Annotated in this window: 18 protein-coding genes, 1 riboswitch and 2 other annotated features; of the genes, 3 read left to right on the plus strand and 15 right to left on the minus strand. The window is 36.1% G+C overall.

Translation table 11 applies throughout. The features are described 5' to 3' along the window. The first annotated feature begins 76 nt into the window (after window positions 1–76). Window positions 77–335, plus strand: a binding site (T-box leader). 56 nt (window positions 336–391) lie between these two features. Beyond that, window positions 392–1747 carry a branched-chain amino acid transport system II carrier protein BrnQ3 gene (brnQ3, locus tag BAU23_RS19160; RefSeq protein WP_016129010.1) on the plus strand — a complete coding sequence of 452 codons (1356 nt, stop codon included), beginning with the start codon at window positions 392–394 and terminating at the stop codon, window positions 1745–1747. 24 nt (window positions 1748–1771) lie between these two features. Here the strand turns inward: brnQ3 and BAU23_RS19165 are convergent, their stop codons facing one another. The 9 genes from BAU23_RS19165 to gltP all read right to left on the minus strand — a co-directional run bounded on the left by BAU23_RS19165 (window position 1772) and on the right by gltP (window position 9472). After that, window positions 1772–2128 carry a DUF3992 domain-containing protein gene (locus tag BAU23_RS19165; RefSeq protein ID WP_016129009.1) on the minus strand — a complete coding sequence of 119 codons (357 nt, stop codon included), beginning with the start codon at window positions 2126–2128 and terminating at the stop codon, window positions 1772–1774. Window positions 2129–2138: 10 nt separating this feature from the next. Next, window positions 2139–2771: a response regulator gene (locus tag BAU23_RS19170; RefSeq protein ID WP_000598709.1), complete on the minus strand. Its 633-nt coding sequence runs from the start codon at window positions 2769–2771 to the stop codon at window positions 2139–2141. After that, the gene (locus BAU23_RS19175) at window positions 2768–3823 is read right to left on the minus strand and encodes a sensor histidine kinase (protein WP_000744318.1); all 1056 of its coding nucleotides are present in this window, start codon (window positions 3821–3823) and stop codon (window positions 2768–2770) included. The genes BAU23_RS19170 and BAU23_RS19175 overlap by 4 nt, the downstream gene beginning before the upstream one ends. After that, a complete protein-coding gene (liaF, locus tag BAU23_RS19180; protein ID WP_000716083.1) occupies window positions 3823–4563 on the minus strand; it encodes a cell wall-active antibiotics response protein LiaF in 741 nt (246 codons plus the stop codon). The genes BAU23_RS19175 and liaF overlap by 1 nt, the downstream gene beginning before the upstream one ends. A 108-nt stretch (window positions 4564–4671) precedes the next feature. After that, window positions 4672–5334 carry a PspA/IM30 family protein gene (locus tag BAU23_RS19185; RefSeq protein WP_000814139.1) on the minus strand — a complete coding sequence of 221 codons (663 nt, stop codon included), beginning with the start codon at window positions 5332–5334 and terminating at the stop codon, window positions 4672–4674. A gap of 54 nt (window positions 5335–5388) precedes the next feature. After that, window positions 5389–5745: a lmo0954 family membrane protein gene (locus BAU23_RS19190; protein WP_000808645.1), complete on the minus strand. Its 357-nt coding sequence runs from the start codon at window positions 5743–5745 to the stop codon at window positions 5389–5391. A gap of 228 nt (window positions 5746–5973) precedes the next feature. Next, the gene (locus BAU23_RS19195) at window positions 5974–7290 is read right to left on the minus strand and encodes a Na+/H+ antiporter NhaC family protein (RefSeq protein ID WP_000665469.1); all 1317 of its coding nucleotides are present in this window, start codon (window positions 7288–7290) and stop codon (window positions 5974–5976) included. A 94-nt stretch (window positions 7291–7384) separates the two neighbouring features. Then, window positions 7385–7490, minus strand: a riboswitch (SAM riboswitch). A 120-nt stretch (window positions 7491–7610) separates the two neighbouring features. Next, complete coding sequence (locus BAU23_RS19200) at window positions 7611–8129, minus strand: ribonuclease FAU-1 family protein (protein ID WP_000824680.1); 519 nt, start codon at window positions 8127–8129, stop codon at window positions 7611–7613. 68 nt (window positions 8130–8197) lie between these two features. Continuing rightward, window positions 8198–9472 (minus strand): glutamate/aspartate:proton symporter GltP, encoded by a 1275-nt coding sequence (gene gltP / locus BAU23_RS19205; protein ID WP_000821136.1) that lies wholly within the window; start codon window positions 9470–9472, stop codon window positions 8198–8200. Window positions 9473–9965: 493 nt separating this feature from the next. Here gltP and BAU23_RS19210 point away from each other — a divergent pair, with 493 nt between their 5' ends. Continuing rightward, window positions 9966–11240 (plus strand): murein hydrolase activator EnvC family protein, encoded by a 1275-nt coding sequence (locus BAU23_RS19210; RefSeq protein WP_071735027.1) that lies wholly within the window; start codon window positions 9966–9968, stop codon window positions 11238–11240. Between the two features lie 100 nt (window positions 11241–11340). Then, window positions 11341–11502 carry a hypothetical protein gene (locus tag BAU23_RS30265; protein ID WP_001095991.1) on the plus strand — a complete coding sequence of 54 codons (162 nt, stop codon included), beginning with the start codon at window positions 11341–11343 and terminating at the stop codon, window positions 11500–11502. A gap of 30 nt (window positions 11503–11532) precedes the next feature. Here BAU23_RS30265 and BAU23_RS19215 read toward each other — a convergent pair whose 3' ends face one another. The 6 genes from BAU23_RS19215 to BAU23_RS19240 all read right to left on the minus strand — a co-directional run bounded on the left by BAU23_RS19215 (window position 11533) and on the right by BAU23_RS19240 (window position 17349). Beyond that, a complete protein-coding gene (locus BAU23_RS19215) occupies window positions 11533–12888 on the minus strand; it encodes a sodium-dependent transporter (protein WP_000665451.1) in 1356 nt (451 codons plus the stop codon). 111 nt (window positions 12889–12999) lie between these two features. Beyond that, window positions 13000–13248, minus strand: a binding site (T-box leader). Between the two features lie 61 nt (window positions 13249–13309). Continuing rightward, window positions 13310–13927, minus strand: coding sequence for an NAD(P)-binding protein (locus BAU23_RS19220; RefSeq protein ID WP_000283328.1), 618 nt, complete (start codon window positions 13925–13927; stop codon window positions 13310–13312). Beyond that, window positions 13902–14654: a sirohydrochlorin chelatase gene (locus tag BAU23_RS19225; RefSeq protein WP_016129008.1), complete on the minus strand. Its 753-nt coding sequence runs from the start codon at window positions 14652–14654 to the stop codon at window positions 13902–13904. Before BAU23_RS19225 ends, BAU23_RS19220 begins: the two co-directional genes overlap by 26 nt. A 1-nt stretch (window position 14655) precedes the next feature. After that, complete coding sequence (cobA, locus tag BAU23_RS19230; RefSeq protein WP_000521289.1) at window positions 14656–15432, minus strand: uroporphyrinogen-III C-methyltransferase; 777 nt, start codon at window positions 15430–15432, stop codon at window positions 14656–14658. 84 nt (window positions 15433–15516) lie between these two features. Next, a complete protein-coding gene (locus tag BAU23_RS19235; protein WP_000366913.1) occupies window positions 15517–15717 on the minus strand; it encodes a DUF3906 family protein in 201 nt (66 codons plus the stop codon). Window positions 15718–15726: 9 nt separating this feature from the next. Continuing rightward, window positions 15727–17349 (minus strand): nitrite/sulfite reductase, encoded by a 1623-nt coding sequence (locus tag BAU23_RS19240; RefSeq protein WP_016129007.1) that lies wholly within the window; start codon window positions 17347–17349, stop codon window positions 15727–15729. Between the last annotated feature and the right edge of the window lie 11 nt (window positions 17350–17360).

Consider the following 17360-nt stretch of genomic DNA (forward strand, 5'->3'; position numbering starts at 1 on the left):
CAGGAAAATATATTTCCCAAAAAATATATTGACTTTCTAAAAAAAACGTGTGAAAATACTGTCAGAATACTTGAATAAAAATTCATTGACGAGAACGAGTACGTTATAGGACTGTTCCCCAGAGAGTTGGCGATTTGCTGAAAGCCAACGTTCAGTGCTTAACCGAAAATCATCTCCGAGAAGTAGAACCGAATGCTGAAGTAAGTTCTTACCGGATGTCCCCCGTTACAAGGAACACGTATCATGTTGTACGTTGCAAAGCCGTATGCATATAGATTCATTTCTACATGTATAAATTAGGGTGGTATCGCGGGTAAATATAACTCGTCCCTTTCTTTAGGGACGAGTTTTTTGTGTTCTTACAATGAATTTACAAAAAGGAGGAAAAACAATGAACACTGTATCAAAAAAACATGTTTTTTTCACAGGCCTTATGCTATTTTCTTTATTTTTTGGGGCAGGAAATTTAATTTTCCCTCCAATGCTTGGACAAAATGCTGGTGAAAACTTTTGGCCAGCGATGATTGGCTTTTTACTAACAGGAGTTGGTTTACCGTTACTTACTGTTATCGCTATTTCTTTATCAGGAAATGGAATGCAGCAACTTGCAAGTCATGTTCACCCATTATTCGGAATTTTCTTTACAGTAGTTGTATACATTGCAATTGGTCCATCTATGGGCATTCCACGTGTTGCTAATGTCGCTTATGAAATGGGGGTTAGTTCTTTCTTACCAGAAACTATTCGCTCTAGCAGCCTAGTGCTATTTTTATACACAGTCATCTTCTTTTCTATCGTATTTTGGCTTAGTTTAAACCCTTCTAAGCTCGTCGATCGTATCGGAAGTGTATTAACACCTATTTTATTACTCTCTATTTTTTTATTATTCGTTAAGAGTGTATTTACACCCCTCGGGCAATCTGGACCAGCAATGCAAGAGTATCAAACTTCTCCAATCTTCAAAGGTTTTATGGAAGGATACTTAACGATGGATACCATTTCAGCACTTGCATTTGGGATTATCGTTGTAAATGCAATTCGCTCAAAAGGTGTGAGTGATCGTAAATCAATTGCCATCGCAACAGCAAAAGCAGGACTTATTGCCGCTACTGGTCTCGTACTTGTATATGGTGCACTTGGCTGGCTCGGTACAACTAGTGTCTCTCTCGGATACGCAAAAAATGGAGGACAGCTACTTACCGCTATCGTACAACAATTATTCGGTCCATATGGTCTAATTCTGTTATCTCTTATCGTTACACTTGCTTGCTTAACAACATGCGTTGGACTTGTATCTGCATGCAGTCAATACTTCTCAACATTATTGACAAAATTTTCATACAAAATATTTGCAAGTGTCATTTGCTTGTTAGGATTATTAGTTGCCAATCTAGGGTTAACAAAAATTATCGCAATCTCTGTTCCTATTTTACTTGTTGTATATCCAGTTGCAATTGTACTCGTGTTATTATCATTACTTCATAAATATTTCGGTGGCTATCGATCTGTTTATGTATGTGCTTTAATCGGAACAGCAGTTGTTAGCGTTTTTGACGGATTAAAACAAGGGAATATTCCTGTTTCATTTATCACATCTTATTTTGAGTTTATTCCATTATATAATGAAGGAATTGGCTGGTTAGTACCAGCATTAGTTGGGGCTATTATCGGTTTTGCTATCGCAAAATTAAGTGGTGCAAAAACAGTGCCATTAACGGATCATTCACCTGAATCGAAAGCATCATAAAAAAACTCCCATTTCGGGAGTTTTTTACATTTGATAAGAAGTATGATTAAAGCTACTTACTTTATAAGCTTTCGTATAGTAATCAATATTCGTATCCACCGTTTCTACTTTTACAACATCATAGCAATCTTCTTGCTTTACTAAAAATAAATAATATTCTTCTGTCGCCTCGATAATTGCGATGCGATCTGTTTCAATATCATATTGTTCACAAAGTGCTTGCAACGCATTCACATAGTTACCTAATTTTTTAGTTTCATCCATTCCAAATATCGTTTGAACTAACATACACTCTCTCCCCTTTGTATGTACTGTTAACACCTTAATGATAACGCTTACAATGTTAACCGTCAACAAAAAGCTTTGACCATATATAGTCAAAGCCTCCTTCTTATTTCGTCAATTGATGTCTAAACGCATAAATAACCGCCTGTGTCCTGTCACTTACATTTAGCTTATTTAATATATTACTCACATGTGTCTTTACTGTTTTGAGAGCAATAAACAACTCATCTGCAATCTCTTGATTACTTTTCCCCTCTGCAATTAATAACAAAATTTCAGACTCTCTTTCTGTTAACTCCTCATGCAAAGGTTGTTCTTTCTTCTGACGCATACGAGACATCATTTTGCCAGTAACTTTTGGCTCTAATACCGTTTCTCCATCATAAGTAGCTCGTACAGCGTCTGCTATATCACTTGCTCTTGATGTTTTTAATAAATAACTTGTCGCCCCCGCCTCAATAACAGGATACAACTTCTCATCATCTAAAAAGCTCGTTACAACCACAATTTTCGCTTCTGGCCATTCCTGAATAATAGCACGTGTTGCTTCAACACCGTCCATCTCATCCATGACAAGGTCCATCAAAATAATATCCGGTCTTAATTGCAAAGCTAACTCTGAACCTTTTCTTCCATTTTCAGCTTCTCCAACCACTTCAATATCTGGCTGCGTTGATAAATATGCTGATACACCCATTCGAACCATTTCATGGTCATCAACTAGTAATACTTTTATCATGACTCTCCCCCTCTCTCAATCATAATCGGTACTTTCACTTCTATTTGCGTACCTTTATTTGGAAAACTAAGTACTTTTAATGTACCACCAATTTCATGAACTCGCTCTTGCATTGATCTTAAACCGTATGAACCTGCCTTATTAACCCCAACTTTAAAACCAACACCATCATCAATAATTTTCAAAATCGCATATTGATCAATTTTACGTAGGCGTACTTCGGTTTTCTTTGCCTTCGCATGCCGTAAAGTATTAGACAACGCCTCTTGCACAATACGGAATAAATGATCTTCTACACCTTTTTTTAATTGAATTGGTTCAATTAACCATTCAATTTTCATATGTTGCTTTCTAGACAGTTCTGTTAATAATTCTTCTATACCCTCTGTTAGTTTCTTACCTTCTAACTGCACTGGGCGTAAGTGAAGGAGCAATGCTCTCATTTCTGATTGTGCATTTACAACCATATTCTCAACAAGCTGCAACTGTTTTTTCGTCGTGTCTGGAATTTCAGCTACTTGTTCATTAATAGCTGACATCATCATCGACATTGCAAAAAGCTGCTGACTTACAGAATCATGCAGCTCCCTCGCCAATCGATGCCTTTCTTGGGAAATCGCTTCTTGTCTCATCTCTTCATTCCAATGAGCTCGTTCATTCGTTACTTTTTGAAATAGCCCAGCTTGCTCCTCTAATCGACGAGCAAGGCCGATTACTTTTCGTTCCACTTCATGAAATTCATCATCCGCAGTAAACGAAACATCACTCGGAAAATTCCCTCGCTCTACTTCAAATAGAAAAGTATTTAATCCTTGTATACGCTGCTCTATATAATAACCGATTGCATAGCCTACAATTCCTCCGATAAGAAGACTAGTACTCATAATAAACAAGCCAATTGGAACAGAAGCAATGGATTCTTTCCATAGTAAATCATAAACTTGTTGTTCGCTTTTCCATACATATACAATTGTACAAATAAGTGCGATACTCACAGAGGACAACATAGAATAACGAATATACATCCACGAAATATTCTTTTGTTTTTTCATTATACTTTCCTCACTTCCGTATCGCCTACGACAAGCGAAGAAATAATTTTTATACGGCGAGGAGCTTCTTTATACTGTTCTGTTCTAAACGTAACATTACGGTTAAATCCTGTTTCTTCGTGCCCCGGCAAGAGCACTCGCCCAACAATAACAGAATGATTTAAAGACAGTTCGATATCATACGGCACATATAAACGAATATTACCAACGACTCCCCGAATAACAATTACCGTTTCTCCCTCTGGAATCATCGCAGTTGTTAAATCAATCTCGACATCACATGCACCATATTGGACGTTAATATCCTCAAGCTCATAAATATGATCCATCATTCGTACATTACCTACGAACATATTTTTTATATACGGTTCTGTACGGTATATTTGTTTTTCTTCATCTATATATCCCTTTTCTTTAATTTCAACTTTCATTGCTTTTTGCTGGTGCCCTTGTTGAATAAGTTGATAACCAATTAAAGCTAAACAAGCAAATACAACAAGTACGAATGCTGCTGATGAAAATAAGAAGAATAAGAATACAATACCACCGACAAATAAAAATACATTCCCTCTTACATAACGGTTTTTCTTTCGGTAATGCCTTCCAAACATAATCATAATAAATGCAAATATTAGACCACCTGGTTCAAAATGCCCAAGTATCATATCAAGAAAAAGACCGAATCCAAATATGATGAGGAGCATCCCCATTAATTGTGTTTTTGAAAAGTGCTTCTTCATTTCAGCTCCCCTCCCTCTTTGTCACATATACATAGAAGAAAAGGCATTGCTTTCCAACACCTTTTCTTCTATCACTATATCATAAGCCTATTTTATTATATACTACAATTATTTTGTTAACTCTTTCGTTAATGATACTTCATTTTTCTCTTTCATTTCACGCTCTAGTTTTGCAATTTTCATATCAAATGTATCACGCTCATGCTCTTCATTTATACGAAGCTCTATGTCACGAATGTGATCTTCAATTTCTTCGAATCGTAAGAACGGATTATTTTCATCCATTTTATGAATGGCAGTATTCATACGGCGATTTGCATGCGCCATATTTTCACGTGCCATTAATTCCATACGCTTTGCGTTCATTTCTTTTAATTTGTTTTTCATTTCTGAAAGACGACGCTCTAACTCATCAATTTGCTCTACAACGCCAGCATACATTTCTTCTAAGCGAGTTACTTGCCCTTCATAATACGCTACTTCTTCTAATGCACGTTCATGTAGTTGTAATTCGCCTGCTTCTTGTGCGATGATAGCTTGCTTTGATCTTTTATTAACAAAATAACGTGCTTGCTCAAGCTCACGAGCAAAGTTAGATTTTAATGTTTTATGACGCTGAATTAATTTCTCAATTTTTGTTATTTCACGCTCACTGTCGCGTAAATATTGGTTTAACATAGCAATTGGATTTTTTCTTTCTTTCTCATCTAACACATTATGAAAATCAGCTAAAATTGCATCGCGCACACGTCCGAATAAAGATTGTTTCATTATAATCTTCCTCTCTTCTACTTTATAATTTAATTTGATTTGATTTATTCTATATTAGTTTTTCATTAACTTGTTCCACTCATCTTCAAAGTTGCTATATGGTTTAGAACTTTCTGGAGCAGAATCAACAACTACGTTTTTTTCTTTTTTCCACTCACGGTAACCGTAGTATAAAACTACTAATGCTGCGATACCGATTAATGCTGGGGAATGAGAAAGTGCAATGGACAAACCGATTAAACCAACAATACCCCAAGCTAACTTTCCAAAGAATGATTTAGCTCGCACAAATGATTTATAGCTCCAGTACACAACTCCTGCTCCAATGGCGAATCCTACAATACCAGCAAGACTACCAAGAGCAATTAAAGCCAAAATACCGGCTGCGATAAACGCTAGAAATTGTTTCATCTTGTGCTTGCCTCCCTTCGATTTGATACTCTTATCTTAACTATTTTTTCTTTTTTCCATAACGAGCTTAAGAACCGTTTTTAACTCAGACTTAAGACTGAGTTAAATTCAGCCTTTTGTAAAACATAAGGTAGGATAGGATAATTCCCTCTTTTACCATACAAAAAAAGCCGTACAGAGAATATTCTCTGTACGGCTTCTGTTGCTACGAATAAAATTCATATTTAATTATGCTGTTTTATGATACTCTTTTTTTTCCGCTACTTTAGAAAATCTCGGGAAACCAATTAATATAGAAATGATTCCACATACTCCAACTAAGATCGGATAAAATGCATATGGTAACAATTCAACCGGAGATAACGCAGCAAATCCTGCCGCAGTTAACATTTGAGCACCATATGGGATTAACCCTTGCACACAACATGAGAAAAGATCTAATACACTCGCTGATTTACGTGGATCAATTTCATATTGATCCGCAATGTTCTTCGCAAGAGGACCAGTAAAAATAATCGAAATCGTATTATTCGCTGTACACATATTCGTCATACTCACTAAACCAGCAATACCGAACTCTGCTCCTTTTTTCGAACGAATGTTACGTGTTAAAAGATTCATTAAATATTGAATACCACCATTATATTGGATCAGTTCAACCATACCACCGATTAATATAGCAAGTAGTACTAGCTCCATCATACCGCCCATTCCAGTCGTTACACTTTTAAAGAAACTCTCTAACGTGTAACTTCCATCTATAAGACCGATAGCACCTGATAATATTGTTCCACCAGTTAACACAATAAGTACATTCCAACCAAGTAGTGCTGTAATAAGTACTCCTGCATACGGTAAAATCTTTATCCAGTCAAAACTATGGGCTTTAACTTGTGTATCACTTCCTAAAGTAATGATTACTAATAGTACAATTGTAATCATAGCGGCTGGTAATACAATTAAAAAGTTCGTTTTAAACTTATCTTTCATTTCTGTTCCTTGTGAACGAACAGCAGCGATTGTTGTATCTGAAATAAATGATAAATTATCACCAAACATCGCTCCGCCCACAACAGTAGCCATCGCAAGTGCAATTGAGATATCAGTTTGTCCACTAATCCCTACAGCAATTGGTGCTAGTGCTGCAATTGTTCCCATTGAAGTTCCCATCGCTAATGAAATAAATGCCCCTATAACAAAAATTCCAGCAACGATAAATCCTGGTGGCAAAATAGATAACGCTAAATTAACAGTTGAATCAACTCCACCCATTCCTTTTGCTGTTTCAGAAAAAGCCCCTGCAAGTACAAAAATTAATACCATAATCATAATATCTGGATTTCCTGCACCTTTAGCAAATCGTTCTACTTTCACATTAAAGCTTTCTTTACGATTCATCACTAAAGCAATTCCTACAGCAATTGAAATTGCTACAAGTATCGGCAATTTATAGAAATCACCTGTAATAATTCCAGAACCAATAAATAGCGCCAAAAATATTCCAAGTGGTAATAACGCTAAACCATTTCCTCTCGTTTCTTTCAAAGTATCATCTCTCCCTAGTTTTCAACCTTTTCTAATGAACAACAAAAGACCTCTTCCAACGAGAAGAGGTCTTATACATCTATAAGAAACACTCTTCTCATCTTTCAAGCACATGCTTGCTGGATTTGGCACAGCACTCTAAAATCGAGTCCGCTGCCGAGGCATCGTAGGGCCAGTCCCTCCGCCTCTCTTTATAAGAAGGTTTCATATTTATTTTTTAATAATAATTTCTTCCCTAACTTTACTCGCTTACAAAACAAAAGTCAATTATTTTTTGTATGGATTTTTTTGGTGATTATACAAAAATATGAATACGCCAATCATTTTAACTTTTCAATTTCTTTATCTAATATTGAAATCCAATAAAATTCACTATTGTTTATTGCTGCCATTATCCATTTCGTTGTTCGCCAGGCTAATTCATATTCTTCCTTAGTAACATCACCTATACTATAAGCATCCTCTAACTCATCTTCATCCAATACATAAATCTCACCGCTCGGTAACAATACTACATCTAAGTATAAATCATCAAAATAAGGCAAACCACGATCGTCAATTTTAAATTCTTTCGTCACATCGATATAATATTGCACTAATTTTTGCTGATCATCTAACATAGCTGTAATTGCAAAGTTTTTGCCGTTTATAAAATATTGCATCCATGTATACCCATCACCTGCAATGCAAAGCTTTTTACCATTATATTCTTTATGACTAGGTTCTCTCACTTTTTTTATGTCCAGTATTCCTAACATTCCATCCTCTACTTGCTTAACCCTGTAATCCTTATCTGTTAGTCGCTTCCACGAAGAACCGTCACCATATTTACGTTTCATTACGTCCGCTCCTCTTCTATATATAGAAAAGCCCCCACATATTATGTGAGAGCTTGTTCATATTATAATTAAGCTGCTTGACCCTTTTCAGATATCTCTTTTAAATAGGCTTGTCCTTTTTCAGCGTCATATTGACCTTCCCACTTAGACATAACTACAGCCGCTAAAGAGTTACCTACAACGTTAACTGCTGTACGAGCCATATCTAGAATACGGTCAATACCAGCGATGAAGGCTAAACCTTCAGCTGGAATACCTACTGTACCAAGTGTTGCTAATAATACAACGAATGATACGCCAGGTACACCCGCAATACCTTTTGATGTAAGCATTAATACAAGTAATAATGTAATTTGTTGTGTAATGGATAAATCAATACCGTACATTTGCGCTAAGAAAATAGCTGCAATTGCTTGATATAAAGTTGATCCATCTAAGTTAAATGAATAACCTGTTGGAATAACGAAAGATGTAATTGCTTTCGGACAACCGAATTTCTCCATTTTCTCCATGATTTTTGGTAAAACCGTTTCTGAACTTGCTGTAGAGTATGCTAAGATCAGTTCGTCTTTTAAAATCTTAAAGAATTGGAAAATGTTAATTCCAAATATTTTCGCTGTAAGTCCTAATACGACTACAACGAAGAAAATCATTGCTCCGTATACTACAACTAATAATTTCCCTAATGGAATTAATGAAGAAAGACCAAATGTAGAAACTGTAACTCCAATTAGTGCAAACACACCAAATGGTGCAAATTTCATAACTTGGTTTGTTACGTAAAACATTGCATCAGCTACACCTTGGAAAAATTGAAGAACCGGCCTTCCTCTTTCACCAATTGCCGCTACACCTAAACCGAATAATACAGAGAAGAAGATAATAGCAAGCATATCTCCGTCAGCTAATGATTTCATAATGTTCGTCGGAACAATATTTACAAACGTATCCGCAAACGAATGACTTTGTACTTGCTCTGTCGTATGTGTATATTTCGAAATATCTGTCTTTGTTAACTGCTCCATATTTACGCCTTTTCCCGGTTGGAAAATATTCGCAATTAATAGACCGACAATAATTGCAATTGTTGTAATAATTTCAAAGTAAATAATTGTTTTTCCGCCTAGTCGACCTAATTTTTTAACATCGCCAACACCAGCAACCCCAACAACAATACTCGCTACAACAATCGGCACAACGATCATCTTAATCAATCGAATAAAAATATCACCAATTGGTTGTAAGTAACTCACCACTGCCGGATTGCCAAAGAAAATCGCCCCAACTGCAATACCCAGCGCAAGACCAATTAATATTTGCCATGCAAGTCCTATTCTTTTCATATTTGTTGTAACCCCCTCTTCGATGTGTCACTCTATCTCTCATTCTATCTCTATAAAACTCGAAATTAAGAGTATTACATATTATTCGACAATTCACTACATTTTGTCCCTGTTAAAAATCATAAATCAAAATTTTAAATCTGACAACAAAATAAGTTTTCCCGAACGCAAATAATTTTCTTGACAAAAATAAAACTCATGTCAGAAAACCTCACATGAGAACGATTCCTTACTAGTGATTGATAGGTTTTTAAAATACTGTTTCATTATGGAGAACCCCATCATTTTCCATGATTTTTAAAAAAATATATAGAAATTGATATCTTTTTCTATACATTCAAGACTTTTAACTTTATGACAAACACTACGAAAAGATACTAAATTCCGACAAAACTTAGCAAAATTATAAAATTTTCTTTACATTATGATTACAACGATAGACACTCCTCTTCTTATGATATATAACTTTCATAGGGAAAGGAGCTAGACAACAATGAAAAAGAAATTTGCAGCGCTTAGTGTTTTAGCAGCGGGAACGATTTTTGCTTCCCCGTTACTTTCACCCGTGTACGCTGAAACAAATCAAGATAAATTAACTGACATTCAATCCGAATTAGAAGGCAAACAAAATGACTTACAAAATAAATCAGCTGAGAAAGAGCAAATAGAAAAAGAAATCCAAGAATTACAAAAGAAAATCGACGAATTAACTACTTCTATTAATAAAAACGAAGCTGAATTGAACGATACAAAAAAGGAAATTAGCAACACACAGCAAGTTATTACCGAAAAAAAGAAACATATAGAGCAATTACAAACGAATATAGATACACGACAGGAAGTTATTAAACAAAGACTACAATCTATGCAAGAAAAGCCTCGTACGAGTATCATTACAGAAGTACTAACAAGTTCTGCAAACATTGCCGATCTTGTTGATAATATGTATTCAGTAAGTTTGATTTTAAATAACGATACAGATATTGTGAAAAAGCAAACAAGCGATCAAAATGCTGTGACGACAGAAAAAGAGGCTGTTGAGAAAAAAGAGCAACAACTGAAAGAATCTGAGCAAAAATTAGAACAAAAACAGCAAGAATTACAAAGTAACCAACAACAGCAACAAACTTTTATTAACGATCTACATACGAAAGTAGCAAAAGTAGATTCAGAGATTGAAGGGTTAGAAGAATCAAAAGGCATTTTAGAAAACCAGCGTCAAGCTGTTCAAAAAGCAATTGAAGAAGAAAAACGTGCAGAAGAAGCGCGTAAAGCTGAAGAGGCACGTAAGGCTGAGGAAGCAAAAAAACAGGTCGCCGCTTCTGCTAAAGAAAGCACACAATCCGCATCAACACCGCAAGATACGAACAAAGGTGGATTTATTAAACCAGCCGCTGGATCGAAAACTTCAGGATTTGGTACACGTTCTTTAGATAACCATAAAGGAATCGATATCGCAGCTTCAGGAACAGTGCCTATCGTAGCTGCTGCAGATGGCGTCGTTATCCGTTCAGAATTATCATCTAGTTACGGAAACGTTGTATACTTATCTCACCGTATAAACGGAAAAACATATACGACAGTATATGCTCATATGAGTAGCCGTTCTGTATCAAATGGACAAACTGTAAAACAAGGCACTCAACTTGGATTTATGGGGAACACTGGCCAATCATACGGACAACATTTACACTTCGAACTTCACCTTGGGGAATGGAATGTCGGCAAGACAAACGCAGTTGATCCATCTCCTTATATCGGATTATAAAAAACTCGGTGCATACCGAGTTTTTTTACTATCATTTCACACTTTGTAGGCATTTCACATAGACTACAACTAAATGCCTATATGTTGCGGGGTGATTAATATGAATACACAATTACAACAAGAAATAGAAGAAGCTAGAGAAACATACATTGGTCGGTTATTTACATTCGGCGGCTCAGCGCTATTTTTAATTGGATCATTTATCGCCGTTGTCACAGCTTATAAAGCATATAATCGTTTATTAAATACGTCTACAACATAATAAAAAGACGGAGATTTCTCCGTCTTTTTATTATGCAAACATTTTAAATACGCCTATCGCATTTAAAAATACGATAATTACAGTTACCGGAATAACATAACGAAGCAAGAAGAACCAAATATTAAATAATGTTTTCCCTTTTGTTTCCGTAACTTCTAATTCTTTCATTAACATTTCTTTACTCATTTTATTTGGTACGAATAGCGAGATGGCTAGTACGCCCAGCGGCAGTAATACATTACTTACCGAAAAATCGACGAAATCAAAGAATGTCTTACCAAATATTTTCACATCACTCATAATTCCAAACGATAATGCCGACGGGATTCCAACTGCAAAAATAAGAATACCAATTAATAATGATGCTGACGGACGCTTTTTCTCATTATCTTTCGCAACAGATGCTACTACAATTTCAAGCATAGAAATCGCAGATGTTAACGTTGCAAAGAAGAATAAAACTAAAAACATAATGAAGAAAAATTGTCCAAATGGTATTTTCGCAAATACTGCTGGAAGGACGATAAACAGTAGTCCTGGTCCTTCAGTCGGCTTAACACCTAATGCGAAAATCGCCGGGAAAATTGCTAATCCTGCAAGCACTGTAATAAAAACAGTTAAACTTACAATAGATGTTGCTGATTTAGCTAAATGTTCTTCTTTCTTCAAATATGAACTATACGTGACCATTACTGAGGCACCTACTGTTAGCGAGAAGAACGATTGTCCCATCGCGTATAAAATCGTATCTGCTGTAAGCTTTGAAAAATCTGGTTTTAAGAAGAACTCTACCCCAGCCATAGCACCATCAAGTGTTAACGCACGAATAATGATAGCAATAAATAAAATGAATAATAGCGGCATCATGTACTTACTTGCTTTTTCTATACCTTTTTCTACACCTTTACTAACAACAAAAATGGTACAAAGCATAAAGATGAATTGTGCCCCAATCGCACTTACTGGATTTGAAATTGTTTCACCAAACAATTTCCCATAATCGACTACTCCGTTCCAGAAGCTACCTGTAACACTATAATATAAATAAAGTAAAATCCATCCACCTACAACACTATAAAAAGATAGTACGCTAAAACAAGTAACAACTCCCATACGACCAATCCAAGGATATAACTTGCTATTCGGTACTAATACTTTATAAGCTGTAACTGCCTCTTTTTGAGTACTACGGCCAATAACAAATTCAGCTAAAAGTAGAGGCATACCAATAAATAAAGTTAATAGTAAGAATACAAGGAAGAATGCGCCTCCCCCTCCATTACCTGCAACATATGGAAACTTCCATATTGCACCAAGACCTACTGCGGCTCCGGCTGCTGCGAGTACAAAGCCAATTTTCGACGTCCATTGCTGTGTTTCTTTCATCATAAATTCCCCTTTTCTGAATATTTAAACTTTTGTCAATTATACACTTTCATTTCATACTCGCACACCTCCTTCAGAAAATAAAAAAGTCCCCTACACGCAAATATGCATGTAGAGGACGATATATGTAATGTAAATACCGTGGTACCACCTCAATTGGATCAATAAATCCCACTTGTTCAAGTACAGGAAACATTCCGATACTCTATCCTTTTAACGGCGGAACCCGGGTTGCCTACTGCAATGTTCAGCATACCTCTCGCAAGCCCATTCTGTATATTTTATCGTACCGGGCTCACACCTTACCCCAGCTCTCTGAACGCCTCAAATATACGTACTCTTCTTGCTCATCGATTTCATCTATTGAAGTTACTAGTGATTATAAATTATATTTTTATATTTGTAAAGCACCATTCATTCACTATCCTACATGAAGTTCCCTCTCTAATTCTTGTAAAAAAATTTCTCTTTTTTGTTCATTTTGAACATATATCGACTTTAATACTTCTTGCAATAATATATTTTTCTGCCTTTTCTCTACTTGTAATTCTTTCACTTTTATTCTAACTTCATATAAAAAATCAAGATATGATTCATAGTTCTCATCATATTTATTTGCAATATCATCACGAATTTTTTTTGCAAGTTTCGGACTAGCCCCTCCAGTAGAAACAGCTACATTAAGCAATCCGCGATGAATTGCCGCCGGAAAATGAACATTTCCACTTTCCGGATTCGTAATAACATTTACCAATTGATTTGCCGAGGCATCTTCAGCAATTTGTTCATTTAGTACCGAATCGCTAGTCGCTGCAACTACTAAAAAAGCATCGTCGATATCGCTTTTCTCATACTCCCTTTGATACCAACGAATTTGCTTTTCTTCTACAAGTTTTACTAAATTCGCATCTAATTCTGTACTTATCACAATTATATCCGCGCCTTGTTTTAGTAAGGGAACAATTTTAAACCCTGCTACTTTCCCTCCACCAATGACAACTACACGTTTCTTATCAACTCGCACTGTAAGTGGATACATATTGTTCCCCCTCCAATATTCCCTCTGTTTTCTGAATTAACATCTCTCGAAACGCTTCATTCTTCCCTAAATATGGACTTATTTTTATCTCTTCCAACTCATATTGACGCACTTCTTTCTCAACATGTTTCATAAGTAAGCCTGTAAACAATAAATAAGGTAGTACAACAACGCTCTTTTCTTTTCGTTCTACAACTTCCCTCAATTTCTCCTCAAACTTTGGCTCCGCAGCTGCTAAATAACAAATTTCCACCTCTTTAATGTTCTCTTCTTTTTGAAATAAAGAAGAGATCCACTTCATGTCTTGTAAAGTTTCCGGATCACTGCTTCCTCTTGCAACGAGCAAAAGTGTTACTTCTTCTTCATAGTCTTTAATGCCACTTCCGTTATATACCGCTTTTACAAGCACTTCTGATACACCAAATGGATTACCATACACTATTTTGATACCCGGATATTCCTCGTTTAACTTTCGTAATTCAAGCGGAATATCTTTCTTTACATGTCCTGCCGCTAATAAAAAAACAGGAATAGCGACAATCTCTGTAGCACCACGCTTCACACATGTACGAAATCCTTCTTCAATAGAAGGACTCGCTAGCTCTAAAAAACAAACTTCTTGAATATTTGCCTCTACACGGTTCATACATGACGTAATAAATGCAACCGCTTCTTCTTTTGCTGCTTTCAAACGACTTCCATGACATATATACAAAACAGCCTTCATTTTACAATACTCCACTTACTGGATATGCATTTTCCGCTTGTTTCTCAAACCAATGTATCTTTTCTCGAAAACGGACAACTTCTCCAATAATAATCATACTTGGATTTTGAATTTTTTCTTTTTTAGCAACATCTATAATTGTTCCTAACGTCCCTGTAACAGTACGCTGCATAGATGTCGTCCCCCACTCAATGATAGCGGCAGGTGTACTTAGATCTTTTCCATATTTTATAAGTTGTTCACATATATAAGGTAAATTACTAACCCCCATATAGACCGCTAATGTATCCACACCTTTAGCTAAACTTTCCCACTTCACTTCCTCTTCAGCATCTTCTTTCCGATGCCCTGTCACAATAGCAAAACTTGCACTTGCATCGCGGTGCGTTACTGGAATTCCAGCGTAAGCAGGAGCAGCTATACCAGCTGAAATACCAGGAATAATTTCAAATGGGATACTTTGCTTCGCTAACGCTTCAGCTTCTTCTCCACCTCTTCCAAATACAAATGGATCTCCACCCTTAAGTCTCGTTACAACTTTTCCTTTTTTCGCATATTTAATAAGAAATGTGTTAATTGTCTCTTGCTTCATCGTGTGATAATTTGGGAGTTTCCCACAATAAATTAAATCCGCTTCAGGCTTTGCATAAGAAAGCAATTCTTTATTTACGAGACGATCGTACAAAATAACATCCGCCTTCTCGATGCATCTCAACCCTTTAACAGTAATTAAATCCGGATCACCAGGACCCGCCCCAACGATATAAACCTTCCCCATCATCTCTCCTCATTTCTACTATAAAATGAAACTTCCACTCTTCATCACGAATGGAAGTTACTATTATTTCGTATTACATGTTCTCTACTCATGAATAACAAATGCCGCTCCTTTTCGAATCTTCTTTTTTTCAAACAAAGAAATCTCTTTCACTTCTGGTAACGGTAAAAAATGTTTTTCAAGCTCAATTTCCGCAAGCTTAAATGCCTGTTCTTCACTCTGAGCAACGACAACAATTGGAACAATACTGTTTACTAATACAGCTTCAAATCGATATAAGTCCATATTGCCCTCCTAAGACGCTATTACTTCTTCTAATACACGATTTAGTACAATTTGTAATTCTTCCACTCCAACACGTCCGACGAAATCATAAAACGTTTCGGCTAGTAGTTTATTCTTTTGGAAATAATTCAAAAATGATACGAGAACATCAGGCAAATCTTCTCCATCTATTTTCCCTTTTAACTTTTCGTTATATGCTCCTCCGTCTAATAGCGTTCCGCCTACATATATTTCAAACGCCTCAACGATTCCCTTTTCCTTCGTTTTCAGTTTTATCCCTTGCAAACCAATATCAGCAATTTGACGTTGACCACATGAGTTCGGGCATCCTACCATATGAATTCGAACTGGAACATCGAGTGCGATTTGTGTATCTAAGTACTCTGCGATTTTACGTAATCTTTCTTTCGTTTCTACTAACGCAAGATTGCAATATTCAATACCAGTACATGAAACCGCATGACCAATAAACGATTTCGGATTTGCTGAAATTGCTTCAAACAACGGTTCACTTAATAATCCTGCAACATTTTCTGGCGGAACATTCGGAATAATGAAGTTTTGTGAGTTACAAGTACGAATTTGCCCGTTTCCATATTGCTTTGCAATTCTAGCAATCTCAAACATTTCTTCTGCATGTAAACGCCCTACCGGCACATTAAAACCGACATATTTTAACCCTTCTTGTTTTTGATCTTGGACGCCATAAAAGTATCCTGCATTCCATCCTTTGAGTGCACTTTCCCCTTTACTTTGCAATGGTCCTGTATACTCTATTAGTTTCTCTTTAAATTTCTCCGCACCCCAGTCAGCAACAAGAAATTTCAAACGTGCTAAATGACGTTTTTCACGATATCCAAAATCACGGAATATAGTAGCAATTGCAATTGCTATCCCCTTCACTTCTTCTGGTAAAACGAATACATCTAATTCTTCCGCTAAGTATGGACGAGCTGATAATCCTCCGCCTATTTTTATATGAAACCCAACCTTTTTCTCACCATTTATTTCTTTCGTAGCAGGTGTAAACGCCACACAGTTAATCTCTGCATTTGCTGAATTATAAATGTTAGAACTAATAGACATTTTGAATTTACGTGGTAGATTAGAAAACTCTTCATTATGTTGGAAGTAATCGTATATTTCTTTAACAATCGATGTTGTATCAAATAGTTCATTTCCATCAATTCCAGCAAGTGGATTTCCCGTAATATTACGCGTAATATCACCGCATGCCCCCGCTGAAGATAAACCAACTCTAGCTAGCCTCTTAAAAATATCCGGAATTTGCCCAATTTCTAACCAATGAAACTGAATCGCCTGTCTTGTCGTAATATCTAACACATCACGCCCATAATCTTTAGCAATGGAAGCCAGCACCTCTGCCTGCGCATTTGTAATAATTCCAGAAGGAATGTTGACACGCATCATAAAATAGCCCGCTTCTTTTGGTCTTTGCAAATACAATCCCGCCCATTTAAAAGCGTCCCACTCTTCTTTCGGAATAGATTCAAATCCATTCTCCGCATAGTAAGGAATATCATTAAAGATTTCTAATCCGTCTTTCTCTAATTTCTTTTTCTCTGTTTGATTTAATTTTTCATTATTAGCCCACACTTTTTCATAACTCATCTTTTATCCCC

The organism is Bacillus nitratireducens (assembly GCF_001884135.1).
Lineage (GTDB): Bacteria > Bacillota > Bacilli > Bacillales > Bacillaceae_G > Bacillus_A > Bacillus_A nitratireducens.